Raw genomic sequence first — 25,984 nt, forward strand, 5'->3', positions numbered from 1 at the left:
CTTTAAAGTTTAAAAATGTACCCAACTCCTTTTACGGTGTAAATGAATTTGTTATCAGCGTTTTCAATTTTCGATCGCAAATAGGAGATGTAGACATCCACTACATTGGTTTGGTTATCAAAATTTAGCCCCCATACTGCATTCAGAATTTGAGTTCTGCTAACGGCACGATCTTTATTTTCTACTAAATAGATCAATAGCTTATACTCTCGTGGTGAGAGTTTGATATCCTGATTGTTGAGGGATACCCTAAATTGATCTAAATCGATTTGGAGATCATTGAAAGTACGAATATTGAAACGCTCTTCTACGGCATTGAGTTGGTTCCGGCGAGCAAGTGCATTGATTCTGGAAATGAGTTCATCAAAATGGAAAGGTTTCGTCAAGTAATCATCAGCACCGCTATCCAATGCTGCGACTTTATCCTGCGTTGTGTTCAGCGCACTCAACATGATGATTGGACAATTTAGCTTTTTATAGCGCAACGTTTGGACGAGCTGTATGCCGTCCATCTTTGGCAGCATAATGTCGCAAATGATGACGTCCCAGGGAAGGCTGGTATAGTTATCCAATACCTCTTCGGCAGACTTGCATAAGGTCAATAAATGCCCGCTCTCCTCCAGTCCCTTGACCAGAAAATCACTGATTCTTTTATCGTCCTCTACGACTAAAATCTGCATATTTTAATGAATAATTCACAAATTTACTTATTTGTTTAGAACAAAGCACCAATTTATTGAAACGTAATAAAAATATTATGATATGCAGGAGATTATCTCCCAAACTTAAAGGCTTCTGAAAGCTTATGTTTTTTTCCTTTCAACCAGTCGGAAACCATTTCCATACCGGTTACCGAGAAGGTAATTCCATTACCGCCGAATCCCAACACGAAATAGGAGTTCTTAAAATCTGGATGTGCACCGATGTAGGGTAGGGCATCTTTAGTTTCACCAAACGTACCTGCCCAGCTAAAGTCTAGTTGGAAATCATGAGCTGGAAACATTTTTTTGAAACTTTTCACTAGCTTTTGTTCCTTTTCGGCAAGCAATGCATCACGCTTTTCCGGGTTTCTGAAATCCTCGTCCTCACCGCCCACCAAAAAACGATAATCGTCGGATGTTCGCATATAAAGATAAGGCTCGGAGGTATTCCACATAAGAACGTCCTTATATTTCTGCCAAAGCTCTTTATCGACTTCGGAAATAATAGCATAGGTGCTCAATAGATTAACGAATTTTTCTTTAATCATGTTCGCACTTTCATAACCGACACAATAGATTATCTTTTTAGCCTTTATTGTAGCCGATGTGCTCAGCGTACATAAATTGAAACCTCGTTTATAAGCTACTTTCGTCAGTTCGGTTTTATCAAAGATCCTCAATCCTTTTTTCGCATTGAAGGCAAGCAGTTCATGCGCAAGCGTAAAAGCATCGACACTAGCGCCTTGATTGGACAAGATACCGCCATGATTCTTCTGTATATCATATCTCTTGGTTATTTCTTCATCGGATAACCATTCGACCTTGAAACCTGCCGCTTTGCGGGCTTCAAATTCCTTATAGAGCCATTTGGAATCCTTTTGGGTACTTGCAAAGTAAAGGGATTTTTTGCGCTCAAAACCAGCCGATGATTTTATGGACTTGGCAATTTTCTCCAGTCGGTCTATTGCATCCGAACAGGCTTGATAGCTTGCTAACGCGATCTCTTCACCGACGATGTCTTTTAACTCGTAAAGTGGTGCATCGATTTCGTATTGCAACATCGAAGTGGTGGCGGACGTACTGCCATTACAGACTTCGCGTTTATCGATCAGCACAGTGTCATAGCCATCCATCATACATTGATGCGCAATCAACGAGCCTGTAATACCCGAGCCCACGATAAGGACATCACATTCCGTATCCTCATGTAATGAAGGATAACTGTTCAAAATTCCATTCTTAATTAACCAGAAAGGTTCGTTCGATTTTAAATCCATATATCAATTTTATTGACTGCAACTTGTAATACGCCATGTATTCTCCTTGTCGTAAAACATTAAATTGCTGCTTTTGTTTAGTAAGGTTTCTTAAATAGCGTTTATCCATTTAGTGAAAGTGCAGTAGACGGGAGTATTTGGAGAAAAGCAAATCCCTCTGTCGAGAGGAGATTAGGCCTGCTAGCTAACATTGCCAATATACAAACTAATCAAAGCCCAATCAAACCCAATTCCAAGCGCTTATGAAAGGGCTTTACATTGGGTTTGAAAGGGCTTTGAATTGGGTTTATGTCGAAGGAGTTGTGATAAGAGGGCGATGAAGCCTTTTAGCCAAAGCGGTATAAAAATAAAGAAGCCGTCTCAAAAGACGGCTTCCATATTATATTTAATTGTTTAATTATGCTATTATAAACTGTAAATCAGCTTGGAATTTCACATCATCACTTACCATTACGCCGCCTGTTTCCAAGGTTGCATTCCAAGTCAAACCAAATTCACTGCGGTTGATTTTTCCGGTTACAGTATATCCAGCTTTTTGGTTACCCCAAGGATCTTTTCCGATACCGCCAAATTCCGCTTTGAAGGTTACAGGTTTCGTAACGTCTTTAATTGTTAAATCACCTGCGATTTTGTACTCATCATCGTCTTCCTTTGTAATACTAGTAGATACAAATTTGATTTCCGGGAATGAGGAAGCATCGAAGAAGTCACCACTTTTAAGGTGCTGGTCTCTTTGCTCGTTTTTGGTGTTGATCGATTCCGTTTTGATATCCACAACAACCTGACCGTTGTCTAACTTATCGGATGCAGTGTCTACAGTTACGCCAAAGTCCTGGAAACTTCCTTTTACTGTAGAGATCATCATGTGTTTTACTTTGAATTCGATTTCACTGTGTGCAGTGTCTAATGTCCATTGTGCCATAATATATGCTATTTATTTTTCTAGTTTTTGTACAACAAAGGTAGGGCCGTTTTGTGTGTCTCGCATTGATGTATGGTAAGAAATGATGTACTATTCTTCATGAATGAAAAATGGGCTGGATATTGTTTGCAAGGAAGAAGTTTACACAATCGCAGTATGTATGAATTCTTGCTATCGTTGTGCTAAATTTATAAAACCAATAAGTTAAATTAAAATATTTGAAGCTAATTACTTGATTTCTATATGAATTAACCGTTTTTAATGATGTAAAATGTATTCTTTTCCGTACTTTTGCATTAACTTGTTGTTAAACATATTCGATTCATTTAATCCCGTTGTTTTCTGGCGATTCTAAGCGAATCAAATTTAAGTCTGATTAATCTCCATAGATTAATATATTAGTTGTTTTGAAGCCTACTGCAGGATGCAGTAGGCTCTTTTCGTAAACATCGGTATCGTTTTTATGAAATCCCATTAATGCTTCCGCATGTTTGAGTTTTGTTGCCCTTTATTTAATTTATTATTGCTATTTTGTAATCCTTAAGTGATTTTGCGATTTTGGATGATAAACCTTGTCCAACTATGTGATTGATTATGAGAATTACCTTAAAAGACATTGCCAAGGCTTTGAATCTGTCTGCATCTACTGTTTCTAAAGCTTTGTCGGATAGTTACGAAATTAGTGCGGAGACCAAGAAGACGGTGAAGGAATATGCTGCGAAACATAACTTTCGTCCTAACAAAGTTGCGCAAAATCTGAAAACCGGAAAGACCCATACTGTGGGGGTAATTTTATGCAATATCAGCAATAACTTTGTCGGGCAGTTACTGGATGGGATACAGACTGCCTCTGAGGCAGCAAGTTACGACATTATTATTATGCAAAGCCGCAATAACGAACTGTTGGAAAAGCAGGCGATAGAGGTATTGCGCATGCGTGGTATTGATGGCCTGCTATTGACGCCAATGGCGTCTGATTCAAGTGAGAAGGAGTTACAAGAGCTGCAGGATGAGGGGATACCGGTCGTATTGATCGATCGTACTTTTCATAGCTTAGACACCCATAAAGTTGGTGCAAATCATTTTGATGGAGCTTATCAGGCGACGATGCATTTAGCGCAGCGCGGCAAAAAACGTATAATGCATATTACTGGTCGAGGTCTTGGGGTTAGTAAAGAGCGTTTTAAGGGATTTCTTGCTGGCTTGCGAGACTCTAACCTGGAATTTATTCCCTCATTGAATCTGGAGATCGACTATTCCGGTCAACCCATCGAAGAATTGATCAAAGAAAGCTTAATACCGATTTTAAAGTCTGAGAATCGTCCGGACGCCATTTTTTGTGCTACGGATGAGATCACTTCTCGGACATTAGGCGTCTTAGCCGATTTAGAAATTGCCGTTCCAAAGGATATTGCTGTCATTGGTTTTTCTAATACCCCCAATGCGAATGCATTAAATCCAGCCCTTTCTGCCGTGGTGCAACCCGCGAGGAAGATGGGGGAGCTTGGTTTTCAAAAACTAATGGAGATGATCAATTCCAAAAATAAAGAAGTCGCTTTCGAAACCATTGCATTGGATACCGAATTAGTTATACGAAAATCATCCTTATAATGATATTATCTAGGAAGAAGGGCGTTTCAACGATTGCTTTAACTTCCACAATTTGTCGCTAAAAAGAAGTATCAAGACAACATAAATGAGCATACTGATCAATTGTATGTTGCTTTTTATTTGTAGATTAAGGTTAGACTTTTCGACAAAATCGGCTATTAAATAATTGGATGCCATCCCGAAAAGGGAACCAACCGCAAAAAATATTAAAGCATACTTTTTTGAACTCTCCATGCGCGATCGCTGTTCTTCTGCCTCGGCAATCTTCTTCATGACGCTATCTTCAAAATCCTGAAAAGGGAGCTTGACCATTGAAGACTTCATCCATTCTTTTATTTGTTCTTCCTTAGCTTCCATAATTTAAATTTAATGTGAGACCTTTCATGACGGTACTTAGACTCTTTCGAGCACGGTGTAAAATCACCTTGCTATTGCTTTCGGTCCAGCCTGTGATTTCTACAATTTCCTTTACGCTTAATTCTTCCAAATAAAATAGTCTTAACAGGAGACTCTCGTTGGCAGGAATTTTCAGTAATGCTTCGTTAATAATTTGGCTCTGTTCTTTTTTGAGTAATTGCTGCTCGATATTTTCAAATGCAGATTGATCGTGCTTCTCAATTACAAATTCTACATCGCTGATCTTATTCTTCTGCCGATACTTATATGCCGTTCGTACGACGATTTTATAGAACCAGGTACTGAATTTTGCCTGTTTCTTAAAACTGCCGAGCGATAAGTAAGCTTCAACAAAAGAGTCTTGTACGACTTCTTCTGCAAAAAGCTCATTCTTTACCATAGAAATAGCAACGGAAAAGGCCATGTCCTTGTAGGTACTTATGAAATACCTAAAAGCATGGCGATCTCCGGATAATATTTTATCGAGGTAAATATTATCCATCAATTTCTTCCTCGTTCGTGTTGATACGATCTGCAATGAATAGGGAGGCACCAACACAGAAGGTTATCGTGCCGATAATAAAAAATCCTCTGCTGTCATTGTCTTGAATAACATTTAGATTCTGTAACATTCCTACAAGGAGTAATCCTATAGAAAATCCCAAAACAACGATACCTGTTTTCTTCCATGAAAACCTAGACTTCGGCGATCTTGGAATAGGCCCGCCCAGCGTTTTAATGGCGTCATAACGGAATTTAGTTACGAAATAAATACTTAATGTCACACAGGCGCACAATGCCGCTGGAACCAATATTCCTACTAATTCTTTCATAGTTTATTTGTTTTTCTTCATTAGTGTATGCCAATAAAGAAAAGGTTACAAGAATTTGAAAAATAATATTCAGAGATGTAAGAATAGGGGGGATCTTGCTGCGCTATTGCGAATCTGAGCCTCGGAGTATCTTCTCCATTTTTTTACCTTTGGCCAGTTCGTCGATAATCTTATCAAGATATCTCGCTTTTTGGGTCAGGGGGTTTTCAATTTCTTCCACCCGGTATCCACAGATAACACCGGTAATCAGATGCGCATTCGGATTTAGGTTGGCCTCTTTGAAGAATTCTTCAAATGTGACTTTTTGATCGATAAGTTCTTGAATTTTCTTTTTATCGAAGCCGGTTAGCCAAGTGATAACCTGATCGAGCTCTTCGATTGTTCTACCTTTCGCTTCTACCTTTTGTACATACATGGGATAGACCGAACCGAAGATCATCTTCGCGATACGTTCATTATGTTTATCTGTAGTCTTCATCGTTTAAGCTGCTTTTCATACAATTTTACAAATTGTTTGACAATGCGGCAATACCAACATAAAACTAGGCTGCGAAAGGAGGCTTCTTTGGATTCAATGAGTTTAGCTCAAATGGTAGCTTTGGTTCTTAAACTCCATGGACGCATAAACGGCATACTTGTCCTTATTTAGCGGATAGTCCCAGCAGCCCATTCTATGATATATTTGTCCACCAAATCCGGATTTGAAACGGTACAGTCCATACATAGGGTGTGCGGGGTCAGCCTGAGGTGAGATCCCAAAGAAATCATATTCTGTACAGCCTTTTTCCTTAGCAATCTGCATGGCTTTCCACTGCAGCGCATAGGTTGCCATATAATTGCGGTTTTCGGTTGCTGAGGCTCCATATAGATAGGTTCCTCTTGTACCTGTCACAACAAGAAACATAGCCGCTAATGGTTGCTCATCGACTTCAGCAATCAAGAGGTACACATCGGCTGGGGATTGGGTGTCATTGGCTCTTGCCGTTAGCACAATACGAAAGTAATTGATATCATGCAATACGAAGTTATTGCGTTGTGCCGTCTGCCGATAGAGCTCGTACCATATATCCAAGCTATCTAGACCAAGCGACTTGATCTTTACGCCCTTTCGAGCAGCAAGGTTAATGTTATAGCGTGTTTTCGGTTTCATACTGCCCAATAGCGTTTCTTCATCCTTTTTCAAATCCATAAAAATGGTATTGGAGGGCAAGATATCCGTATTGGCTTTTCGAAGGTTCCAGTGCTCGGTGCTATAGTTTAGTCGGATTTCTTGCAATCGCTTGTCCGGTGCTCCTAACCAGTTTCCATGCAGGTCATAACAATCATCATCTTTTGCCCATAGAGATTGCCAGGACAAGTCGTAACGAATCATGATGCAGGTAGGAGGTAGGAAGGTTCGTAATGCTTCCGACAATTGCTCTAAGAAGTATCCCTGCATATCTTCGGCAGGCTCTATTTCCGGGCCGTAAGGTACGTAGGCGATGCAATGTTCGGCATCCAGTTTCTGCAGAATAATCAGTAAGTCGCCTATAAAGAATGCGTCAGATTGATATTGTTCAATACCCAAGTCTGCAGGGTCAAGTTTAAAGTTGAATGCTGAGGTTTCTACCCCCTGCAACAACTTGACCTTCGACCAATATGCGGTTTGTTGAATAATCGACGTTCTGTAAATATCTTTGATTTCCTTTTCCTGTAAATCTGCAACCATGATTATATGCTACTTAAATCCTTGCCCTTCGGAACTACCGAACAGGCCAAAAGCGGCAAACATAGCCAATAAAAAGGAGAATAGTGTCTCCATTTGTCAGGACTTTGTTAAAACTGGCTAAATAACAGAATTAGGAGAATTTTTGGACAAATTAAAAGTCTTCTTCGATGATTTCGGCAACACGTCCCACAGAGCCATCGGTCAATCGTACTTTAATTCCACGGCTATGGTAGGGCGCAGAGGTGAGGATGTCTTTGACTTCGCCTTCGGTCAAATTACCGCTACGCTGATCTTTTTTCAGAATGATATTCACGATCATCCCGGGTTTAATATTCGCTCTCGTATTTCCTTCGCTCATGTTATTTGTTTTTTACAAAAATAAACGAAGCTTTACAAATTAGCGCCATTTATGGAATTCTTTCCTAAATTTAATCTTATCTATAATATGTTTATCAAGCTACAGACAGAAAGATTAGACATGCGTCCATTGGATGTATTTGATACAGCTTTTATTCATAAGTTGCTGAATACCCCTGGCTGGCTTCAGTTTATCGGTGATAAAGAGGTTCATGATCTCGAAGATTCACTACGTTATATTGAATGGATTTCTGAGAAGGACAAGTTTTTCTATCATGTCGTTAGGACGCAGGCAGACTATGAGCCGATTGGTGTTGTTACCCTTCTATATCGCGATAACCAAGAACATCCCGACATAGGTTTTGCATTTTTACCCGCATATTTTGGAAAAGGCTATGCGTTTGAAGCGGTGTGTGCTTTTATCAAGGAGTTATCGTTAAGAATACCTGATTTAGTTCTTCAAGCGATTGTCATGCCCGCGAACCATCGTTCGATCAGGTTGCTTGAGAAGCTTGGTTTTGTGTACTATGAGCGCTATCTCGAAGGCGCTGAAGAATTAGCTATCTATCGATTGAATGGAAGTCGCCGATAAGTAGTGTCAAATGTGTATCTTAAACACAGTTTTATGAAATTAATTTGTTTAGAAAGATTCTAAACAGCTATATTTGCCATTGAAATATAGGGACCTACTTCATTTCTACCGGTCCGAAAAACATTTATTGATTTAGACTCGCATTTTTGCAGATGAAATTTAATACCATTACGCTCGGAATAATCGGGACTTGCTTTAGTATTTTTTCTTCCTATCACCTAGCCGCTCAAGAGAGAAAAGCAAATCTTACCGGTACAGCCTACGAAACTGTCAATGGGCAATTACGCCCCTTGCGACAGGCTACAGTTAGTATTCAAAATATGGGCGTCAGTCTTTCGACAGACGGTTCCGGCCGATTTGAATTTAAGGATATTCCTTATGGGAGGGTAAGCTTGCAGGGGCAGTATGTGGGGAAAGTTTCTGTTGATACCGTTTTTACCTTATCTAGGAATCAAGATATTCAGTTGGTTTTTAAGGATAATTCCTTTCGTTTGGAAGAAGTTGGTGTTACGGCAGAGGCTTCAAAGAAGAACCTAGCCACCAGCTCAGTCATTGGGCGATCGGCAATTGAACATTTGCAGGCGAACAGCTTAGCGGATGTGATGAGCTTAATGCCTGGGGCAAGAGCTTCGAATCCGGATTTAACTAATGCTAAGCAAATACAGATTCGTAATTTCGAAAGTAATAATCGGAATCGAAATTCACAGGCTGCCAATGAATTTAATGCCTTCGGTACGTCCATTATCGTCAATGGCGCGCCTACATCGAATAACGCGAATCTGCAGGTGATGAACACTATTAACTCTGGCGGTTCGTCGTCTATGTCGGGTGGAGCAGCTCCTTCAGGGGGGATTGACGTGCGCAACATTCCGATTCAAAACATCGAGTCTATCGAAGTAATCCGCGGAATACCTTCCGTTGAATATGGTGATGTGGCATCAGGAGCAGTTATAGTTAATCAAAAAGCGGGTAAACAACCCCTTATTGTGGAAGCAAGAACTAATCCTAATCTGTATTCCATAACCATGAACCAGGGTATACAATTAGCAGAATCCAAAGGCGCAATAAATTTAGGCGCGGATTACAGCTATAATGTGACCAAGCCCGAGGAGGCTTATGTGTCGTATCAACGAGCAACCTTTAACACGCTATATAGTAATCAATTTTTCAAAAATAGACTTTCCACCAACAGCTCTTTCGCATTTAATTATGGAAAGAATAAGAGAGACCCTAATCCGGACGATATCCGTACCTTGACAGAATCATATGGAAAGGAAGTTGGCTTTACATTGAATACCAATGGAACGCTAAACTTTAACGAGAAATGGCTGAAGAATATCCGCTACACGCTGAACGGGAGCCATCAAAATAAAGATTCTTATCTTTCCGCACAACAAAACAATGCGACCGGCCCATATTCTATGACTTACACGGACGGTGCAGTCTTATCAAACAGACCGGGCGTGCCGGTTTATGATGTGGATGGCAATGAGATAACCCATATCCCAGCCGGCGAAGAAAACTTATATGCTTTATATCTCCCTTCAACTTATGTTGGTAAATACAATATTGACGGGCGTGAATTTTCTGGGTTTGCAAAGGCAATTGCTTCATTTTATAATAAAGTAGGAAGCACTGAACATAAGTGGTTCTTAGGAGCTGATTTTAAATTAGATAAGAACTTTGGCGATGGCAAGCAATTTATTGATTCCCTGCCGCCAGTGCGACCATCTCAAGTTCCAAATGCTACCTTCCGAAGACGCACATTTCGTGAGATTCCGGCGCTACAGCAGTTCGGATTATTTGCACAAGAAAATTTTACTGCCCATATGGGTGAACATAAGTTAAACATTGAAGCGGGCTTACGCTATGATTTGTTCAGCGAAGGCAAGTCAGCCTTGTCTCCACGTATCAATGCGACCATCGATGTTATACCACGCGTATTGAGCCTGCGCGGGGGCTACGGCTTGTTAGCGAAGGGACCAAGCTTAATGTATTTGTATCCAGAGCGCGCCTATTTTGAATATGTCAACCTGAATGAATTAACAAGCACGAGCATCCCTGAAGGAGAGCGTTTATTCTTGACAACCACACGAGTATTCAATACTCAGAATGCGGATCTTAAGATTGCAAAGAATGAGAAGGCAGAAGTTGGCTTCGACCTGAACATCGGGAAATCCTTATTACGCGTTACGGGCTTCCAAGAGGAGCTGATCGACGGATATAGTTTTAGCTATATGCCTAACTCTTTCCAACCGGTAGACTACGTAGAATACAAGCGTGCGAGCGCCAATTCCCCATCGTTGGTTGGGACCTCAAATCCGGTATTGGCAAAATATTCGATGCCAAACAATACAGGTCGTTTCCAAAAGAAAGGAGTTGAGATGGAATTGCATTTGAAACGAATTGACGCAATCCGTACAGAATTTAGTATCAATGGTATCTATTTATGGCGTAAATCATTTACGACGAATTATAATTATTATGATGAAGAAAGCGGTCTTGGTGCGACAAACAGGACGCATATCGGATTGTATGCAGCAGATATGGAAGTTGGTTACGACAAAGCATTGAATACCTCTATTCGTGCTACGCATAATATCCCTTCTATTGGATTAGTGGTTACTTTGACCGCCGAAGGAATATGGCAAGAATCGGATTGGACCGTTTATGGAAATGATTCGATTCCGACGAACTACATCAGCAAGTATGACGGTCAAGTTTATGACTTTGACGTAAATAAGAAAGACGAGGCTGAATTCAAATCTATTATGCGTAAAGTTACCAGGCCATACGAAGTGGTAGAGAGTCTTCCTAGCTTCTTTAACTTCAATATCAATATCACCAAAGAGATTAGAGACTTTATGCGTGTATCATTCTTCGCGAACAATATGTTCAGATCTTATCCGAATCACCGGTCTGATCGTATCAAGACGCAATACATCAGCAGAAATGCGAGCTATCCTTTCTTCTTTGGGTTGAATCTTGGTCTTACCATTAAATAATGCCTATCATGAACAGAAAATATACTTTATATGGATTATTGGCTGCAGCGAGCTTATTTAGTTCCTGTAGCCGAATAGATAATGGACTCGATACCGATGATATAGCCTTTATGACGTTGAATATTACGGCGAACCCTGTTGCTGAAGGAATCGAGCGTACCGAAGGCTTGAAAGTAGTTTTAGAAAATTTTACCGAGGGCTATCGAATCGAACAGGAAATGACAGATGGGGTTAATCGAATCGAAAAATTGATACCCGGGACCTATTCAATCAATATCACGGGCAATGTGGAGCAGGATGGAAAAACTTTTTATTTAATTGGGAGTAAGGTCAACTATCTCGTTGTAAAAGACGGAGAGTCACTGAGCATTGATGTCGATGGAGCCTCTGTGGGGCCGTTGGCATTTAGTGAGCTATTCTACGCAGGTACAGAACCCTTTTACTTCCGTAATCAATTTTACGAAATCATCAATAACTCCGATGAAACGGTCTATCTTGATGGTCTACATTTCGCTAACTTAGTACCGGGCGCTGCCACTGTAAACTTGCCGGTTTGGCCGGAGACTGATGCGGGAAAATATGCCTATGCAGAGCGCATCTGGAAGATACCGGGAAAAGGAAAGGATTATCCTTTAGCGCCCGGAGAATCCTTCAGTATAGCGCAGTTTGCAGCAAATCATCAGTTAGCACAATATAACCCGAAATCGCCGATCGACTGTTCGACTTCTGAATTCGAATTCAATATGAATAATGCAAATTTCCCAGATCAGCCTGCCGCGGATATGCAACATGTCTTCTACAACGGATTGGCAGGGAAAGGAAGCCTACCACAGTATTTGACCTCCGTAATGGGTGGAGCTTACGTTATCTTCCGCATACCGGAAGGAGATCGCTACGATCCGGTCAACAACAAATCATTGCAAACGAGAAACCTAGCGACAAGCTCTGCGAATCTCTATGCGAAAATACCGTTGACTTACATAATGGATGCTGTGGAATGTGGACAGAATGAAAATATGATTACTGCCAAGCGCGTACCATCTTTATTGGATGCGGGGATGACCTATGTTGGGGCAACGTATAATTCAAAAGGTGTGAGACGTAAGAAATCGGGCGTAGACAGTGCCGGTCGTCCGATATTGCAAGATACGAATAATAGTTCCGAAGACTTCGAACGGCTTGTAACACCGGAGTTTCGTCATTATGGTGCGGGCATCCCTAGTTGGTCAACTGCAAAATAAAAAGCTAAGCAAAACAACATGAGTTTACGATATCACAATTTATATAAAGCACTTTCCTTATCCGCTTTTTTCGCTTGGGCGCTGCCAAGCCTTGGGCAGGAGGGAAATCACTCCATTATCGAACAGGAGCAGGAAATAGAATATTTACAGTGGGAGCATAGTCTGAACGCAGCAGGTCTACAGCTTGATCAACCGAAGCAGCATTCCAGCCTAGCGGCGGGTTATAAAAGGACTTCGGGTAATTTTCGCCGTCCACAAGCTGGAGAAAGCATAGGGGATCTGCATCTTTATACCCGCGGGAATGTATATTTAAAGAAAGGCTATCTGCAGGGATATTTTGATTATTCCCGAAATAGCATTCGCAATGCGGAATATAATGCATCGCTGATCGATCCGTTCCGCGAAATGCCCTATGTGACAGCGGATACCAATGCATCAAACTGGCTGAACCAGCACTACAAGATCGGGTTTAAGGCGTCCAGTGCACCGATTGCCGAGAAGCTGCATTTAGGCTTAGGAGCCAACTTTATTGCCTCGTCGGGCGCAAAGCAGCGCGACATCCGTACCGTCAATCGCTATTACCAGCTTGATCTGCAACCTAGTTTAAGCTATAGCCTTAATGATCAACATCACTTGGGTGCTCACTTCTTGTATAAGAACTTTAAGGAAGAGGCAAATAACTCCAATGCTGTAGCACATATTTCGCAAGGATATTTTGCTTTGTTGGGCTTAGGGAATTCCATTAGCGCCCTAGGGGCGGGCCGTACGATGAACTATCAAGGAGATGCCTTTGGGGGAGGCTTACAATATCAGTATCAAGGGGCAATCAAGACCTTCTTGAGTGCAAACTATACGGTACAAGCCGAAGATGCGAACGTTACTTTCTCGAACCCAAGACCTGGTGGTTCAATATTATTGAAGAAATGGGATGCCAGCATACAACTTCAACATGACGGTGAAGTTTTTTTACAGGGTCTTAAGGCTGATCTGCTATATTCCAATATGAATGGTATTGAGTATATCAATGAGTTCATCAGTGGAACTGACAGTGAAGGTTTTTACACCAGATTTCAAAGCGTACGCTCAAAGTACGAACGTCAAGCAATTTCCGGACGTTATGAGCTTTTACGCAAATCGGGAGATGCCTATAATTGGAAGGCGGCCGCAAGTTTAGCATATAACAAGTTGGATGATCGCTATCTCATTCCTGCATCACAAATGTTTGCGGAGAATATGAGATATGGTCTGGAGGGGCATAAATTGTTTTCGCTGTCTGCCAATTTAAAATCGCAACTGTCCATCGGTCTCCGTATGCTATTGAGCAAAAATATGGATGCAGCTTATGAATATTCCGGGTCTGCTGCAGAGACGCTGCCGGTAATGGATTTAGAGCAACGTAATTTCCAATTTTATAAGGCGGATTATCAGCAATTTGAACTGCCGATTTATTATTCGCAGCAGTTGCGTTCGAACTCAAACGTACAGGTTTTTTTGAAGGGTAATCTCCAATGGGTCAAAACAAATAGTTATACATTCAAGGATAGAAAGCATTTTAATTTTAGCATAGGGGCAACGTTTTAATCTAAATAAGGCTTTATATTTGTAATTATAGCAAGGATTTATATTTAAAAAAAAGAATAAGATGAAAAGATTGATGAGTTTGATCGTGCTGTTCGCAGCGCTAGCGATCCATGCGCAAGCACAACAGACAAAAGAAGTTAAACCAAGAGCGGTATTGCCGGCGGAGGTACAGATTAAAATTGCGGAGCAAGCAGCGCCTGCAGAGTTTCGTGCCGGTTCTAAGGTATTAGGATATGATCAAGACGGGAAGTTTGTTACGCTTCGTGAGGGTTCTAACGGCTACATTTGTTTAGCTCCGGATTATAAAATGTCGGTTTATTACGCATACTGCTATCCAGAAAGCTTGGAGCCTTTTATGGCGAGAGGGCGTGAATTGACAGCAGAAGGCAAGCGCAAGCAGCGTGATGAGATCCGCGAAGCCGAATTTAAAGCTGGCAAATTAGCAATTCCACAAACGCCGAGTATGCTTTACGGTTACTGGGGCCCTGCCGATAAATTGAATCCTGAAACTGGTGAAATCGGAGAAGCGAAGCGCCGTTATGTTATCTATGTACCCTATGCTAAAGCTGCAGATTACGGTATGTCAAATAAGGGGAACAATATTGGAATGCCCTGGTTAATGGACGAAGGAACTTATAAAGCACATATTATGATTACGCCTCCCTTGGATCATAATCATTAATAGACTTAATGATAATAGAAAAAGCCGGTTTCGAAAGGAACCGGCTTTTTCTGTTATTATTAAATGCTAAATCTTATGCGAAGCAGCGCGAATTCTATTCTTGGTTTTTAACGCTTCTTTCTTCACGGCATCCGGAGCCTGTGAGCCTAATATAGCCTCACAACCCTCCACGATCGCATCGCGTTGATAGGAGAGGGTGAACCATCCTAATGCTTCTAAAGCGGTCGTACGTACTATATCGGAATTTTTATTGTCCTTAGCGACTTCTATAACCGCAGGAACTACGCTATGATGTCTGTACAATCTCAAACTCGTCAGCTCGCTTAGCTTTTCTTTTTCTGATAATTCAGGGTTTTGAATCGCTTTCAAAAGATTATCAGATTTCGTTTTATAGTAATCTAAATCTTTGTCTAATTTGTTTGCTAAGACATCAGCTCCAGCTACTGCCGGATTATTGCGGATCAAAGCGTCAACATGTTGTTTTGCGAGATCAGGATTGATAAACTGCAGCGCCCAGCGCGCGCGATAGGCGATACGCTCGGAATGTGGATCATTGATGTAGAATTCGATTAAATCTTTCGTGAAATCGTCTGAACCGAAATCCGTTAAGTCGTATATGGCGCGGCGGCGGATGTATTCGTATGAATCGCCTTTTGCTGCGTGCAATACATCTTGATAGTCTTTGTTTTCAAATCGGCGCAGCAATTGAAATGCCTGCATACGCGTAGGCTCAAATGCCGAATTGAAATAATAGTCCTTCAAAATCGGTGATACCTCTTTTTCTGGAAGTATGTTTGTCAATTTGTTTAAAGCTAAGGACTGCAAATCAGCATTATTCTCGTTTAATACTTTTTTCCAATAGCTTGCTGATTGATTTAATACGGTAGCTTCATTTAATTCCTTTGCTTTATCTGACGCAAAATGGAAAGTGGGATCGCCAAGGATGTGAGTTTCCAAGTAGGCAATATGTTTTAACCAATTACCAACGCGGTAACCATCTTTCAATAGTCCCATCATCTCGGTGGGCCATAAATCTTGCAGTACACCTACGGAATTGGCTATGGCGGCGATATTCTCGTTTTTGGAGAAAGGGTAGTAGCCCGCAATATAATTGTCCAAATGAAATGAACCGGTCAGACAGCTGTTTAGGTAGGCTAATTTTGCTTTGATGCCAGCATCTTTTAGGTCATCAATCTGCACGTCCAGGTTGATGTTATAAATAGAGTCTGCTTCAATTGATTTCGGATCGAAAACATCGGCAAACCATTTATCCGATACCCCCAAAGAATTCTTGAAGCCCTCTATCGTTTTTTCGACGTCGCGATCGTCATCCTTCGCATTGCGAACTTTAGAACGTAAATATCTTGCGACATTCTCCATGGAAGGTTGCGGACTAGAAACATAAGGATAACCATTGATCAGTTGTAGGGTAGATGTTCCGTGGCCTGTCATATATGCGAAATCGATCTGATCGCGTTTCAATTCCGACAGGAGGTTGAACTTCATGAAATCTGCGTTTCGAAAGTTCAAGAATTTGATTGATCCTCCCGGTTTAAAAAGCTGAGGCATCTGCGCTTTCAAAGCGATAGCCTCGCCCGTGATGGAGTTTACTGCATTTGAATTATAGCCATGCCCATAAGATGCAATCATATCGTCCAAAGGGTATTCCTTACTACGCAATGTTACCAAGCGTGTCAGGTATTCTTTAATCTTCTGAACTCGATCTTCGCCTTCGACAACGGGCGGCTTAATGCGCGCGGAATAAATATCCATCTCCAAAAACTGCGGAGATTCCGCTTTGAGCGAATAATAGTGCAGTAATTTTCTTGATGCTGCTGTATCTTGTTTAAGATAATCAAACTCCAGATCGAAATCGTCATAAAACCTGTCTGAGGGTACCGATGATTTATCCCATCTGATTTTCTGATTGATTTTCAATGCTGAAGTCATAAACTGCGCATCGCGAATCATTGGGATTGGAATTTCTCCGACAAATACTGTCCCCTCCAATGGAGCTTTTTTATTTTGATACAATCCTTTTAGAATCTCTCTGATTTTGTCAGGAGACTCCCAATTCGCATGTATAATATATGTTCCAAGTCCGTCCTTTTCTACAAGTTTCTTATATGCAGCAATTTCTTCCTTTACTGCCTGATATGTTTTGCTATCCACGACGATAGCGAAGCTTGTTTTCGACGAGATGTTTGGTTTTTCAATTTCTTGTCCTGTTGCTGCTAGCGCTGAGATTGCCAGGGCAAAGGTTAGGGTAGATTTAATTTTTTTTAAGAACATTGTTAATCATTTCGTTTGCACATTACAAAAATGCAATAAAAACCTAATGAAATGATAATATATGTGTAAAGATTTGGATAGTATTTAGTAGTTAGTATTTAATACTTAGACCGTCTCTGCCAATCGCCGAATGCTTTTGTTTTGAACTTTTCGTTTAAAAAGGATAAGGAAATTATCATAAACCAGCAAAGGATTTAAGTATTTGCGGGATTGGGTTATGACGCATAAGTGCGTCCATAAGTCTTAATATTAAGTACTAACTACTAACTATTTACGTCTCAAATCTAATGTCTAATGTCTAATGTCTGATGTCTATTAAAACCTATATATCAAGTTTTCCGCGTTGTCGGTCATCGAGTTCGCTGTTGCCGGCTGGATTGTCTCGGTAATCATCGTCGTCAAACATATCGTCTTCTTCCTCTTCCTCTTCTTCTTGTTCGAAAAGGTCTTGTTGATTTCTACGCTCGTTTCTGTCGTTATTGAAATCGCGATCATCGAATGTTTTTGGTTTTGCTGATGATTCGGGATTAGTCCCGCTATATTCTTCCTCCTCCTCCTCATCTTCTTCTTCTTCTTCTTCTGCATACTCCTCGTCGGGATATTGTGTTATTTCTTCCTCTTCAATTTGTTCTACACTTTCAGCGGGCATATCCATGTCACGGGGACTCACCGGTGGATTATTTTCGTCGATTTCTGGCTGGTCTTCGTCGCGGTTCTCGGGTTGTGGTCGTTTGTCTGCTTCTGGAATAATGTCATTCGGAAGTTTATCATTTTCTTCTTCGCTTCCTCGATTGGGTCTATTTGGATTATGATTATCCGCAAGGGCTGCAAATGCAAGTATTAAACCTAGTTTAGTACTTGCGTCATTTTTAATCTTTCTCATCGAACTTTGTTTTTAAAGGGAACAGCCAGCGAATGAAATAGTTAAGGGAATTTAATACCTATGTTATTTCGAAAAATACCTAGGTATAAAGCGGTTTTAACGGTGAAGCTGAAATAAATACGGGAATTCATAATGATTTCAACGAATTAAACTGCGAGGTTTCCAATAACTGTACAAGTTAACAAGAGTAGGTAATATTTAAAATGAGAAAAGTATGGAAGATTTAACGAACAATCCCGGGTTAAAAGAAGGTGAGATGACTAAAAAGATTGAAAGCCAAACCGCAAAACTCCCTTCGAAGTTTTATCTGTGTTTAGGCGTTTCAGCAATGTTGGGCGCGGCTGTATTGAAATGCTGCAAAAGAAATCACGATGCTTTATTTGTGGGACAATGGGTGGCACCTTTTTTATTATTTGGAATTTATAACAAAATCGTGAAAACAGAGGGGCATGACTAGGGATGTGCATGCGATTTTGAATTTGAATGAACTATTTCCTACAGGAAGTGTTCAATTCGTAAATTGATAAAAGTTATGGCTACGAAGAATGAAAGTGAAAAAGTAGGGATAGTGGATAAGGATAGGCATCCTAAGAAGCAGAAGACATTAACTTCGGTGGTGGAAAAACGTGAGAAGAATCGGGAAGCAGATGGGGAGGCTGGAGTAGATCCGCAGCTTGATCAGCTGAATACGATGCCTGATCCAGAGGTGTATCCCAAGGAGCCTAAAAAACCAAATAAAAAATTATAGATAGGAGTATTAATGAGCTTAATTAAAAGAAATGGTTTGCTGATGCTCGGATTGGGGCTCGGAATGCTGAGTATCCTTTCATGTAACAATCCAGCGAATGATAATCATAGGCAAGTAGACCCTGTTAATCCGGATACGATGTTAGATGAGCGTGATACGTCCATGCGTGATAGCGCTCTTACTGACAGCAATGGCTTGGCAGATTCAATTATTATCAGTCCAGCAAACCCGCCTATGTAAATTTGATAGAATATCCATTTTCTATATTTGTGTGTAGTTTTCTATGAATGATTGTTCATAGTAAATAATAAGACAGGATGCTAGGCAGTAGCATCCTGTTCTGTTTTTTTTGATGGCTTTCCTGTTTTTAGAAAAGGTTGAAATTGACAAACCCACCAATGTTGTGGTCGCGTGTTTTTTGCGGCCCGTAGTAATCCAAATTTCCGCCGACGCCGAAGGTAACATCTTTAATGGTTAGACCAGCTCTTAGCATGATATAGCTTCGGGCATGGTAATCGTCTGGTAAATTTTGTGTATAAAGTGCCTGTACCCGAGTATATAGCTTTAGTTTTTCGTTTAATTGCGGCTTATATTCCGCTAAAGCTAATATCTCACCGTTAGTTTTCTTGTGCAGGTCTACACGAGGATTTGCGACCAGTAGCCATTCTCTGTTCGCATAGGTATACATAATTCCTGCAGATGGGCGAATTCCCTGAAAGGGAACCCAAATAAAACCTGAAGAAATATCTAAGCCCTTGATTAGATTAAACGTAAGATTTCCCTGAATCATATAATCATTCATTTGTGATGATTTCCAATCTGTTTGAAAATTCATTACGGAGAATACGCCTAATCTTGGGACACTTTGAAATTTCTTATTGATGATGGCCTGGTAGGAAAGGCCTCTATCCCCTACAAGCATTTCCATGTTCACGGGCGGATTTGGGATTAGATTTGTGGGCGCCTGTTGCGCAAATGATGTCGAGCTCAACAGACATGTTAAGCTGATCATAAGTAAATAGTATTTCATGCTCTCTAATTTTAAAACACCGCAAAATTAGTGACGAGCATCACGTTTTAATACGATAAATGGCGCGGTAATTAGTATAAATCAATCATTTTCCGATAACTCGATGGGCTTGAACCAGTATGACGATGAAAAAACTTGCCGAAATGGGCAGTATCATAATAGCCCAGTTGTCCCGCAATTTGGGAAATATTCAGGTCGGTTTGTAGGAGTAGCACCTTCGCTTCCTGTACGATGATTTCGTTCAAGATTTGTGAGGCGGTCATCTGCATATTCGACTTCACCGTTTTGTTAAGATGGTTTGCTGTAACGGAGAGTTTATCGGCGTATTTTGTTAGGGGCCATGCTTCCATATAATGTTTTCTGGCCAGATGCAGAAAGGCTTGTGTCAGTTTTGTTTTCTTATCAACGATATCTCTATTTGTTCTTTTTCCGATTTGATAAATCTCTGCCAGAATGGTTTGCAAGTAAAATGGAATAAGCTTGAATCGGTCGGGTTGACCAACTGGTTGTTGGTAAAGTTCATGCATTATATGGAACAGTGTTTCTAATCTAACCTGTTCTGGCGCGGTTAGATTAAGCTTTAATGGAAAAGTCGGGTCTAGGAACATGTCCAAAAGAAAGGGAGCATGCTCTAGGAAATCATCTGCAAAATGGCAGTAATAACCGTCTAAATCATCTGACATGTCGATCGTGCTGGTAATCGTTTCTTTAGCGACTAAGAGGAATTCACCCGCTCGAAGTACATGTTTTTGGATTCCGGAAAGTCGGGTTGTACTACCTTTCGTGATGAGCATGAGATCCGATACTGTCTTTTTATGAACCGGCAATGGCAGTCGCAGATTGACTTTCGTTTTTTGAAATGAATGTATAAAAAAACGGTCGACCTGCTCGCGGAAAATTGATGGTTCTTCAGACTCATCGATGAAGACCAATCTGAAATCTAAGGGGTGATAAGTAGAGATTCTTGTCTTTTTGTTCATGTGCTCACTAATGTAGCAATGTATACATTTTTTTGATATTACAGGGGTAACAAAAAGCTATTGTTTATTTAATACTTACAGCATGACAAATTGTTAATTATTAATTAAGTTTGATTGTATTCAATTTTTTGAAATTGAAAGTTGTTGATATTCAATTTTTTAAATTTAAAATAATAGTATATGAAGAGCTTGCTACTTCAGACGAAAATTTCGGTTGAAAAGGTGTTGACATTATTGACTGATCATATCGAATCACAAAGAAGGCCTGAAGGGTCGGGTTTTGACACTAGCGAAAAAAAGCGAGATGACCGAGATAGAGTCATTCTTTATGATGCTCACGATGTTCGCAGGATTTTGCGAATAGAGCGCAGTACCTACTATCGATGGGTAAAAAGCGGTCTGCTTAAACCTATTCAGATCATGGGCAAGCATTATTATACCTCACGCTTTATTGAAGATGTGCAAAGAGCGAAAGGAAAGTAGTTGCGGGATATATGAAGAGAGCCCCTCATAGAAGGATGAAGGGCTCTTGATACTTTTTCAATTTTTTTGACTTTTATGAGTCAAGGCGTTGAATTATTTTTCAATTTCTTTTAGGCTCGCCATTTTCTTGTACTCCAAGAATCCTTTAATATCTTCAAAATGTTCTCTCACCCTTTTGTTGCCAAACTCGAATACCTTTGTTGCCAAACCATCCAAGAAATCACGGTCGTGAGAAACTAGGATTAGGGTGCCGTCGAAATCCTGTAGCGCATCTTTGATGATGTCCTTGGTTTTCATGTCGAGGTGGTTGGTCGGCTCATCCAGAATCAAGACGTTGACCGGCTCTAACAATAATTTGATCATTGCTAAACGTGTTTTTTCACCACCTGATAATACCTTTACTTTCTTGGTCGTATCATCACCACTGAACATGAAGGCGCCCAACAGATCTTTGATCTTCACTCTTACATCGCCAACGGCAATTTGATCGATCGTTTCGAAAACGGTCAATTCTTCGTCTAATAATGCTGCTTGGTTCTGCGCGAAATATCCTATTTTGGCATTATGCCCTACTTTTAAAGTTCCTTCCACATCAATTTCGCCCATAATCGCTTTGATCATCGTCGATTTACCCTCTCCATTTTTTCCAACAAAGGCAACCTTTTGTCCGCGCTCGATTACCATATTGGCATCTTTGAATACCAAGTGGTCGCCATAGGATTTGCACAAGTCCTCCACAATGACCGGATAAGTTCCGGATCGAGGGGAAGGAGGGAATTTAAGGCGTAAAGCCGAGGTATCGACCTCATCGATTTGAATGATTTCCAACTTCTCCAACATCTTTACGCGCGACTGTACTTGCAATGTTTTTGAATAGGTGCCTTTAAAACGGTCAATAAACTCCTGATTATCGGCAATAAAGCGTTGTTGCTCTTCGTAGGCTTTTTGCTGGTGCATCCTACGTTCCTTACGCAATTCCAAGTAATGGCTATATTTTGCTTTGTAGTCGTAGATTTTACCCATTGTCACTTCAATTGTGCGGTTGGTAATATTATCCACAAATGCACGGTCGTGAGAGATGACAATTACGGCTTTGGCTTGGGTTACTAAGAAATCCTCTAACCATTGAATACTCTCGATATCCATATGGTTGGTAGGCTCATCGAGTAGAATTAGATCTGGTTTTTTTAACAGGATCTTTGCTAACTCGATACGCATACGCCATCCACCGGAAAACTCAGATGTTTGTCGCGTAAAATCGGTACGTTCAAAGCCTAAGCCTTTTAAAACTTTTTCTACCTCAGCATCGTAGTTTGTCTCTTCGATGGAATAGAATTTCTCGCTTAACTCTGAGACGCGTTCGATCAGCTTCATGTAATCATCAGATTCGTAGTCGGTACGAACATTCAACTGCTCGTTTAACTCCTCCAACTCGTCACGCATTTTATATACCTCGTCGAAAGCCTTTGATGTTTCTTCAAAAACTGTCAAGTTATCTTTGGTCAACAAGTGCTGTGGCAGGTAGGCAATTACCGCATCCTTAGGGCCGGTTACTGATCCTGTTGTTGGTTTTCCAACGCCTGCGATAATTTTTAACAAGGTTGATTTTCCAGCACCATTTTTACCCATTAATGCGATTTTGTCATTTTCGTTGATCGCGAAAGATACATCGCTGAAAAGAGTTGTTCCACCAAAGGAAACGGAGATATTATTTACGTTGATCACTATAGCTTTTTTTAAATCAGCTGCAAAGATAATTATTAGACATCAGATTTAAGCCATCAGATATTAGAGCGTGGTGAGTCAGTAATTCGAAGATTAGATAGCGTTTTGTATATCTGGACGATCTGTATCTTCTCCGCGCGCCCCTGTCACCCTATAAGTTTGATGAGCTGCTAACTCGCCTGTATAAGGTCTCATGAGCTGTTGGATCTCATCTTTGCTATTCGCGTATAACCATGCATCTCTATCATCCGGTGAAATAATTAAAGGCATTCGTTTTTTCTCATTATGTATTTCTTCGAGTAGGGGATTTGCCGGCGTAGTGATGATAGAAAAAGTAGGGTAGTGCTCTCCAGTTTCTTGGTCGGTGAAGTCGGAGAATACGATGCCAAGCGTAAAGATTTCTTTATTGGGTTTATAAATAAAGTAGTTCTCGGATTCTTTCTGACCTTTGACTTTATGCGGCTCATAGAAGCCATTGACATAGAGTAGACCTCGATTTTTATTGATATAGTTTTTATAAGATGCCTTTTCAAATATGGATTCGGACTCTGCATTGAGTGTATTCGCGTATTTCGCGGCCTCCGCTTCTGTCTTCACCCAAAAAGGGATGAGTTTCCATCTGGCTTCTGTAATGCTGTCGTAGTTGCTATTTAGCGTGACGGGGAGGTTCGGCCTTGCGAATCCGGACACATGGTAAATCTCTTTTCCGCGATAATTGATTTTTTTATCTGGGAATTGCTGCTTTAGTTGCTGATTACTGGGGGTGGCAGAATGATAACACATAAAGCAATTTAAGTACAATTTATAAAAGCTAAAAATATTTATGCTTCCATTGAAATAAAGAAGGGATTCAAATCAAATTGCAATAGAAAAAAAGAGCCGTTATTACAACGGCTCTTCGATGTTAATTATCATAGGAATACGATATTATGTAGGGTCTTATAGCCTGCTTTTTACGCATCTTATTGGGAATCGACTATCGCGACGTGGTTTAACGTCATCATTAACCAATTTTGTATGTACATATCTGAAGGATAGGAAATTGAAACGACGGTCGTTATTTTCATTCAGCGTGACGAAGGTGGGAGGCGCGTAGAGATAACCCTTAAACTGCGCATCAACTCCGTTGTCACTCGTTCCTGGGTCGGGATCTTGTGCATCAGAGGCATGATAAATGACGTCAAAATTTCGAAAGGTGGATATGTCAGGCTCCGACAGCGGAACGTTATTGACCACAGCGCCGCGCAATCCCCCACCTGGAAAGAATTTCAATTTCACTTGTTGTCCTGATTGGCTGTCTGTTCCATAAAAATAGATGTATCCAGCAGGATCTTTGGTACCTGTACTTGAGGATCCCAACCCATTAGGCTGTTGTCCGGTTAATTCGGTGTTCTCTACCCCGCTTTGGTTCACTACTGTTAGTGCCCCCAGGCTCTTGAAATCTGCAAGTGTTGGCATGCGCCATAAACCACCGTCGATTAATTTGCAGGGATCATTAAGGGGTAGCTGAATTTCTGGTGTTTCTGCTTGATAGGTCGTATTCATTGCTGGCCTTAGAATTTCCTCAGGCGACGCATAGTTCCAGTAGTCTGTCAATTTATAGTCATAACCTGTTTCTTCGGGATTAATTCGGTTGTAGTATATACCATTGTCGTAAGTCAGGTTCCCTTTTGCCCATATCAGATCGCCGACGATGATTTCAGAGGTTATGAACGTAATTTTTAGATTATATTGCCATCCTGGTTTCAACGTAAAACTGCCAATCAATTCGTTTACTTTGCGCTTTCCTCCTGCAGTGATGGTGAGATATATAGGAAAGGTATCAGAGCTACCGTTGTAATAGTTTAAGGGATTGCTGATTACCCTAACTTGGCCAATTGCCGGGAAATTAAAATTCCTCGATTGAGCTGTGCCTGAAGTCGTGAAAGTGCCGTCATTTAACTTAACACTTGTCAATGAGCTGTAGTTGCCGCCTATTCTTCCGCTCAGCTCAGTGATCGTACCGATGGCGGAGGCGTCTACCGTAGCGGTAATTTGACTGAGTAGATTTTTCATCACCAAACTAATATTGTTTTGCCCACTGGTAGGTGTGATGGTTTTTTTTAGATAGAGCCAGCTATTGTTATAGGTGTCCGTAAGGGATATATTGGGTAAAACCGGATTTGTAGAGAGTGCTGCATTTGGTGCTGCCCCAGGGTCTACATTCTTTCCATAGGAATAAGCGATAAATATATAGGGTGTATTTCCATCAAGAAGGAAACTTCCTGCGGAAGCCTCGGCCCCTACAGTAAATAATTTTTGATCTATATACGATCCATTTGAGGTGTAGACCACAACGCGGTAAAGGGTTCCTGCAGGAAGTGGAGATTGGGTTGCTACGCGGTTATTCTTTCCCGACATTAATTCTGCGCGCAAGATTTTACCTTCAGACCATGGGATCTCAACGACTTGCCGATTTGCATTGATATCCGTCGGCATTGCTCTGCCTTCGCCTTTTTCTTCGTCGTATTGCATACTAACATTAACGCTTACTTGCGCGTCGCCTACGGATTCATTGAACTCTCTTTTTGCGCAGGAGATAAAAAAGCTGTTTAGCAGTAGTGTACAGCTTATTCCAATTAAGCTGTAGATCCTTTTTGCTGTGATTCGATTCATTATTGATTGGGTGTAAATTATATTCATACTTTCCTTCGAAAAGAAGCTAAAACCTTGTAGTTAATAGCCTTATCCAACACTAAGGTGTGCTTGTTTTGGTTAATAATAAATGATTCTAATCACTACATTTAATTATTAAAATTATAATAAACCATTCGGTAATAATATAAACCTTTAATGAAGATTTTTGATTGTTTAGCTGTATGTTTATGTCATTTAGGTCTATTCTTTGCTAAAATGTCTCATATTGTTCCATTTCCAAAATGTTTTTTCGATGGTTGT

Annotated in this window: 26 protein-coding genes; 10 read left to right on the plus strand and 16 right to left on the minus strand. The window is 40.7% G+C overall.

Annotated elements, in window-relative coordinates; all coding sequences use genetic code 11:
• Positions 1-2: 2 nt before the first annotated feature.
• The 3 genes from QYC40_RS06115 to QYC40_RS06125 form a co-directional block, all read right to left on the minus strand.
• A complete protein-coding gene (locus tag QYC40_RS06115; RefSeq protein ID WP_301993003.1) occupies positions 3-680 on the minus strand; it encodes a response regulator transcription factor in 678 nt (225 codons plus the stop codon).
• Positions 681-772: 92 nt separating this feature from the next.
• Positions 773-1,978: an FAD-binding oxidoreductase gene (locus tag QYC40_RS06120; protein ID WP_301993004.1), complete on the minus strand. Its 1,206-nt coding sequence runs from the start codon at positions 1,976-1,978 to the stop codon at positions 773-775.
• 397 nt (positions 1,979-2,375) lie between these two features.
• The gene (locus tag QYC40_RS06125; protein WP_301993005.1) at positions 2,376-2,900 is read right to left on the minus strand and encodes a YceI family protein; all 525 of its coding nucleotides are present in this window, start codon (positions 2,898-2,900) and stop codon (positions 2,376-2,378) included.
• Between the two features lie 594 nt (positions 2,901-3,494).
• Here QYC40_RS06125 and QYC40_RS06130 point away from each other — a divergent pair.
• On the plus strand, positions 3,495-4,511 hold the full coding sequence (locus tag QYC40_RS06130) for a LacI family DNA-binding transcriptional regulator (RefSeq protein WP_301993006.1): 1,017 nt from the start codon (positions 3,495-3,497) through the stop codon (positions 4,509-4,511).
• Positions 4,512-4,520: 9 nt separating this feature from the next.
• On the opposite strand, the gene QYC40_RS06135 is transcribed toward QYC40_RS06130, so the two are convergent.
• The 6 genes from QYC40_RS06135 to QYC40_RS06160 form a co-directional block, all read right to left on the minus strand.
• A complete protein-coding gene (locus QYC40_RS06135) occupies positions 4,521-4,868 on the minus strand; it encodes a hypothetical protein (protein WP_301993007.1) in 348 nt (115 codons plus the stop codon).
• Complete coding sequence (locus QYC40_RS06140) at positions 4,858-5,409, minus strand: RNA polymerase sigma factor (protein ID WP_301993008.1); 552 nt, start codon at positions 5,407-5,409, stop codon at positions 4,858-4,860. The genes QYC40_RS06135 and QYC40_RS06140 overlap by 11 nt, the downstream gene beginning before the upstream one ends.
• Positions 5,402-5,740: a hypothetical protein gene (locus QYC40_RS06145; RefSeq protein WP_301993010.1), complete on the minus strand. Its 339-nt coding sequence runs from the start codon at positions 5,738-5,740 to the stop codon at positions 5,402-5,404. Before QYC40_RS06145 ends, QYC40_RS06140 begins: the two co-directional genes overlap by 8 nt.
• Positions 5,741-5,843: 103 nt before the next feature.
• The gene (locus QYC40_RS06150) at positions 5,844-6,218 is read right to left on the minus strand and encodes a DUF2200 domain-containing protein (RefSeq protein WP_301993011.1); all 375 of its coding nucleotides are present in this window, start codon (positions 6,216-6,218) and stop codon (positions 5,844-5,846) included.
• A gap of 102 nt (positions 6,219-6,320) precedes the next feature.
• Positions 6,321-7,448 carry a peptidoglycan bridge formation glycyltransferase FemA/FemB family protein gene (locus QYC40_RS06155; RefSeq protein ID WP_301993012.1) on the minus strand — a complete coding sequence of 376 codons (1,128 nt, stop codon included), beginning with the start codon at positions 7,446-7,448 and terminating at the stop codon, positions 6,321-6,323.
• 151 nt (positions 7,449-7,599) lie between these two features.
• Entirely contained in the window at positions 7,600-7,806 is a 207-nt protein-coding gene (locus QYC40_RS06160) for a YwbE family protein (protein WP_301993013.1), read from the minus strand.
• 87 nt (positions 7,807-7,893) lie between these two features.
• Between QYC40_RS06160 and QYC40_RS06165 the strand changes: the two genes are divergently transcribed.
• From QYC40_RS06165 to QYC40_RS06185, 5 genes are all read left to right on the plus strand, one after another.
• Positions 7,894-8,397: a GNAT family N-acetyltransferase gene (locus QYC40_RS06165; RefSeq protein ID WP_301993015.1), complete on the plus strand. Its 504-nt coding sequence runs from the start codon at positions 7,894-7,896 to the stop codon at positions 8,395-8,397.
• Between the two features lie 152 nt (positions 8,398-8,549).
• Positions 8,550-11,402 carry a TonB-dependent receptor gene (locus tag QYC40_RS06170; protein ID WP_301993016.1) on the plus strand — a complete coding sequence of 951 codons (2,853 nt, stop codon included), beginning with the start codon at positions 8,550-8,552 and terminating at the stop codon, positions 11,400-11,402.
• Between the two features lie 8 nt (positions 11,403-11,410).
• Complete coding sequence (locus QYC40_RS06175; RefSeq protein WP_301993017.1) at positions 11,411-12,643, plus strand: DUF4876 domain-containing protein; 1,233 nt, start codon at positions 11,411-11,413, stop codon at positions 12,641-12,643.
• Positions 12,644-12,661: 18 nt separating this feature from the next.
• The gene (locus QYC40_RS06180; RefSeq protein WP_301993018.1) at positions 12,662-14,224 is read left to right on the plus strand and encodes a DUF6850 family outer membrane beta-barrel protein; all 1,563 of its coding nucleotides are present in this window, start codon (positions 12,662-12,664) and stop codon (positions 14,222-14,224) included.
• A gap of 61 nt (positions 14,225-14,285) precedes the next feature.
• Positions 14,286-14,906 carry a hypothetical protein gene (locus tag QYC40_RS06185; RefSeq protein ID WP_301993019.1) on the plus strand — a complete coding sequence of 207 codons (621 nt, stop codon included), beginning with the start codon at positions 14,286-14,288 and terminating at the stop codon, positions 14,904-14,906.
• 66 nt (positions 14,907-14,972) lie between these two features.
• Here the strand turns inward: QYC40_RS06185 and QYC40_RS06190 are convergent, their stop codons facing one another.
• Together QYC40_RS06190 and QYC40_RS06195 are read right to left on the minus strand one after the other, a co-directional pair.
• Entirely contained in the window at positions 14,973-17,198 is a 2,226-nt protein-coding gene (locus tag QYC40_RS06190) for a HEAT repeat domain-containing protein (RefSeq protein WP_301993020.1), read from the minus strand.
• A gap of 322 nt (positions 17,199-17,520) precedes the next feature.
• The gene (locus tag QYC40_RS06195) at positions 17,521-18,081 is read right to left on the minus strand and encodes a hypothetical protein (RefSeq protein ID WP_301993021.1); all 561 of its coding nucleotides are present in this window, start codon (positions 18,079-18,081) and stop codon (positions 17,521-17,523) included.
• 214 nt (positions 18,082-18,295) lie between these two features.
• Between QYC40_RS06195 and QYC40_RS06200 the strand changes: the two genes are divergently transcribed.
• From QYC40_RS06200 to QYC40_RS06210, 3 genes are all read left to right on the plus strand, one after another.
• Positions 18,296-18,538 carry a hypothetical protein gene (locus QYC40_RS06200; protein ID WP_301993022.1) on the plus strand — a complete coding sequence of 81 codons (243 nt, stop codon included), beginning with the start codon at positions 18,296-18,298 and terminating at the stop codon, positions 18,536-18,538.
• Between the two features lie 75 nt (positions 18,539-18,613).
• A complete protein-coding gene (locus tag QYC40_RS06205; RefSeq protein ID WP_301993023.1) occupies positions 18,614-18,829 on the plus strand; it encodes a hypothetical protein in 216 nt (71 codons plus the stop codon).
• Positions 18,830-18,841: 12 nt separating this feature from the next.
• Positions 18,842-19,069 (plus strand): hypothetical protein, encoded by a 228-nt coding sequence (locus QYC40_RS06210; protein ID WP_301993025.1) that lies wholly within the window; start codon positions 18,842-18,844, stop codon positions 19,067-19,069.
• A 127-nt stretch (positions 19,070-19,196) separates the two neighbouring features.
• On the opposite strand, the gene QYC40_RS06215 is transcribed toward QYC40_RS06210, so the two are convergent.
• Both QYC40_RS06215 and QYC40_RS06220 read right to left on the minus strand, forming a co-directional pair.
• A complete protein-coding gene (locus tag QYC40_RS06215) occupies positions 19,197-19,859 on the minus strand; it encodes a hypothetical protein (protein ID WP_301993026.1) in 663 nt (220 codons plus the stop codon).
• 71 nt (positions 19,860-19,930) lie between these two features.
• Positions 19,931-20,839, minus strand: coding sequence for an AraC family transcriptional regulator (locus QYC40_RS06220; RefSeq protein WP_301993027.1), 909 nt, complete (start codon positions 20,837-20,839; stop codon positions 19,931-19,933).
• Between the two features lie 180 nt (positions 20,840-21,019).
• Between QYC40_RS06220 and QYC40_RS06225 the strand changes: the two genes are divergently transcribed.
• Entirely contained in the window at positions 21,020-21,322 is a 303-nt protein-coding gene (locus QYC40_RS06225) for a helix-turn-helix domain-containing protein (RefSeq protein WP_301993028.1), read from the plus strand.
• Positions 21,323-21,415: 93 nt separating this feature from the next.
• Here QYC40_RS06225 and QYC40_RS06230 read toward each other — a convergent pair whose 3' ends face one another.
• From QYC40_RS06230 to QYC40_RS06240, 3 genes are all read right to left on the minus strand, one after another.
• Entirely contained in the window at positions 21,416-23,047 is a 1,632-nt protein-coding gene (locus QYC40_RS06230; RefSeq protein WP_301993029.1) for an ABC-F family ATP-binding cassette domain-containing protein, read from the minus strand.
• A gap of 93 nt (positions 23,048-23,140) precedes the next feature.
• On the minus strand, positions 23,141-23,830 hold the full coding sequence (locus QYC40_RS06235; RefSeq protein WP_301993030.1) for an SOS response-associated peptidase: 690 nt from the start codon (positions 23,828-23,830) through the stop codon (positions 23,141-23,143).
• A 156-nt stretch (positions 23,831-23,986) separates the two neighbouring features.
• Positions 23,987-25,702, minus strand: a complete 1,716-nt coding sequence (locus tag QYC40_RS06240) for a fimbrillin family protein (protein ID WP_301993031.1) — start codon at positions 25,700-25,702, stop codon at positions 23,987-23,989.
• Positions 25,703-25,984 lie beyond the last annotated feature (282 nt).

Origin of the sequence: Sphingobacterium sp. BN32 (genome assembly GCF_030503615.1) — a bacterium.
In the GTDB taxonomy this organism is placed as follows: Bacteria; Bacteroidota; Bacteroidia; order Sphingobacteriales; family Sphingobacteriaceae; genus Sphingobacterium.

Bases quoted from the DNA above. Each gene is read 5' to 3' on its own strand.
- QYC40_RS06195 (WP_301993021.1), bottom strand. From the start codon at position 18,081: ATGAGAAAGATTAAAAATGACGCAAGTACTAAACTAGGTTTAATACTT.
- QYC40_RS06240 (WP_301993031.1), bottom strand. From the start codon at position 25,702: ATGAATCGAATCACAGCAAAAAGGATCTACAGCTTAATTGGAATAAGC.
- QYC40_RS06225 (WP_301993028.1), top strand. From the start codon at position 21,020: ATGAAGAGCTTGCTACTTCAGACGAAAATTTCGGTTGAAAAGGTGTTG.
- QYC40_RS06140 (WP_301993008.1), bottom strand. From the start codon at position 5,409: ATGGATAATATTTACCTCGATAAAATATTATCCGGAGATCGCCATGCT.
- QYC40_RS06215 (WP_301993026.1), bottom strand. From the start codon at position 19,859: ATGAAATACTATTTACTTATGATCAGCTTAACATGTCTGTTGAGCTCG.
- QYC40_RS06200 (WP_301993022.1), top strand. From the start codon at position 18,296: ATGGAAGATTTAACGAACAATCCCGGGTTAAAAGAAGGTGAGATGACT.
- QYC40_RS06120 (WP_301993004.1), bottom strand. From the start codon at position 1,978: ATGGATTTAAAATCGAACGAACCTTTCTGGTTAATTAAGAATGGAATT.
- QYC40_RS06190 (WP_301993020.1), bottom strand. From the start codon at position 17,198: ATGTTCTTAAAAAAAATTAAATCTACCCTAACCTTTGCCCTGGCAATC.
- QYC40_RS06175 (WP_301993017.1), top strand. From the start codon at position 11,411: ATGAACAGAAAATATACTTTATATGGATTATTGGCTGCAGCGAGCTTA.
- QYC40_RS06130 (WP_301993006.1), top strand. From the start codon at position 3,495: ATGAGAATTACCTTAAAAGACATTGCCAAGGCTTTGAATCTGTCTGCA.
- QYC40_RS06145 (WP_301993010.1), bottom strand. From the start codon at position 5,740: ATGAAAGAATTAGTAGGAATATTGGTTCCAGCGGCATTGTGCGCCTGT.
- QYC40_RS06165 (WP_301993015.1), top strand. From the start codon at position 7,894: ATGTTTATCAAGCTACAGACAGAAAGATTAGACATGCGTCCATTGGAT.
- QYC40_RS06220 (WP_301993027.1), bottom strand. From the start codon at position 20,839: ATGAACAAAAAGACAAGAATCTCTACTTATCACCCCTTAGATTTCAGA.
- QYC40_RS06210 (WP_301993025.1), top strand. From the start codon at position 18,842: ATGAGCTTAATTAAAAGAAATGGTTTGCTGATGCTCGGATTGGGGCTC.
- QYC40_RS06160 (WP_301993013.1), bottom strand. From the start codon at position 7,806: ATGAGCGAAGGAAATACGAGAGCGAATATTAAACCCGGGATGATCGTG.
- QYC40_RS06115 (WP_301993003.1), bottom strand. From the start codon at position 680: ATGCAGATTTTAGTCGTAGAGGACGATAAAAGAATCAGTGATTTTCTG.
- QYC40_RS06205 (WP_301993023.1), top strand. From the start codon at position 18,614: ATGGCTACGAAGAATGAAAGTGAAAAAGTAGGGATAGTGGATAAGGAT.
- QYC40_RS06235 (WP_301993030.1), bottom strand. From the start codon at position 23,830: ATGTGTTATCATTCTGCCACCCCCAGTAATCAGCAACTAAAGCAGCAA.
- QYC40_RS06185 (WP_301993019.1), top strand. From the start codon at position 14,286: ATGAAAAGATTGATGAGTTTGATCGTGCTGTTCGCAGCGCTAGCGATC.
- QYC40_RS06125 (WP_301993005.1), bottom strand. From the start codon at position 2,900: ATGGCACAATGGACATTAGACACTGCACACAGTGAAATCGAATTCAAA.
- QYC40_RS06155 (WP_301993012.1), bottom strand. From the start codon at position 7,448: ATGGTTGCAGATTTACAGGAAAAGGAAATCAAAGATATTTACAGAACG.
- QYC40_RS06170 (WP_301993016.1), top strand. From the start codon at position 8,550: ATGAAATTTAATACCATTACGCTCGGAATAATCGGGACTTGCTTTAGT.
- QYC40_RS06180 (WP_301993018.1), top strand. From the start codon at position 12,662: ATGAGTTTACGATATCACAATTTATATAAAGCACTTTCCTTATCCGCT.
- QYC40_RS06150 (WP_301993011.1), bottom strand. From the start codon at position 6,218: ATGAAGACTACAGATAAACATAATGAACGTATCGCGAAGATGATCTTC.
- QYC40_RS06135 (WP_301993007.1), bottom strand. From the start codon at position 4,868: ATGGAAGCTAAGGAAGAACAAATAAAAGAATGGATGAAGTCTTCAATG.